Source organism: Corynebacterium sp. PCR 32 (assembly GCF_037464985.1).
GTDB lineage: Bacteria > Actinomycetota > Actinomycetes > Mycobacteriales > Mycobacteriaceae > Corynebacterium > Corynebacterium kroppenstedtii_D.
The window spans coordinates 1-583 of record NZ_JBAHVL010000012.1 but is presented as its reverse complement, the minus strand read 5'-3'; the positions used below and the strand labels follow the sequence as shown (position 1 = coordinate 583).

At 46.0% G+C, this 583-nt stretch carries 1 protein-coding gene and 1 pseudogene; both read right to left on the bottom strand.

The features are described 5' to 3' along the window. Positions 1 to 184, bottom strand: a pseudogene (locus V5S80_RS09340) (hypothetical protein); the annotation flags it as partial. Position 185: 1 nt separating this feature from the next. Next, positions 186 to 583, bottom strand: a 398-nt coding sequence (locus V5S80_RS09335) for a hypothetical protein (protein ID WP_395170498.1), incomplete at its 5' end; no start/stop codon positions are given.

Sequence of the window (583 nt, the reverse complement as noted above, 5' to 3'; positions counted from 1 at the left end):
TGCCGACCCCACCGTTAATCACCAGAGCATGCTGCCGCCCCAACTCCCGCAACCCAGGCTCCTCAGTAAACTCACCATCCATTCCCCTTTCATTAAAATAAGATCGTCGACCGAAATACTTTGCGTTTTTAGTAAATATATTGATAGCCCGGTCAAGCTCACAGGGGTCGATAGTAACACTCATTTTATTTACCCACTTTCTTTAGGTTCTCACGTGCCTTTTGACACAGCATCTGTTCTGTTACTTGTTCATCATCATCACCGTATGCGAATCCGATCCGCCCAATCGCCGTCTCTAGATAAGCAACACAAGTGCGGGGAAATGTATTCATTATCACCTTGTCAAATCGGCCCGGCCGATACTGCTTAAAAAGTCGGCCAATAACGTCCTTCCTCTGCTTTTTATCAGTACCTATGATTACCCCTTTTGACAGGTCCTTGTTGCCGGCATCAACCAAACAGTCTTTGACAGGAACGCTGTCAAAATAGCTTGGACCGAGTACTGAATATCCTCTTTTTTCCCAGTAGTGTGGTGGAAGGTCTTTACAAAGATCAGCGTTTTCAAAATGGGGGTCGGAGTAGT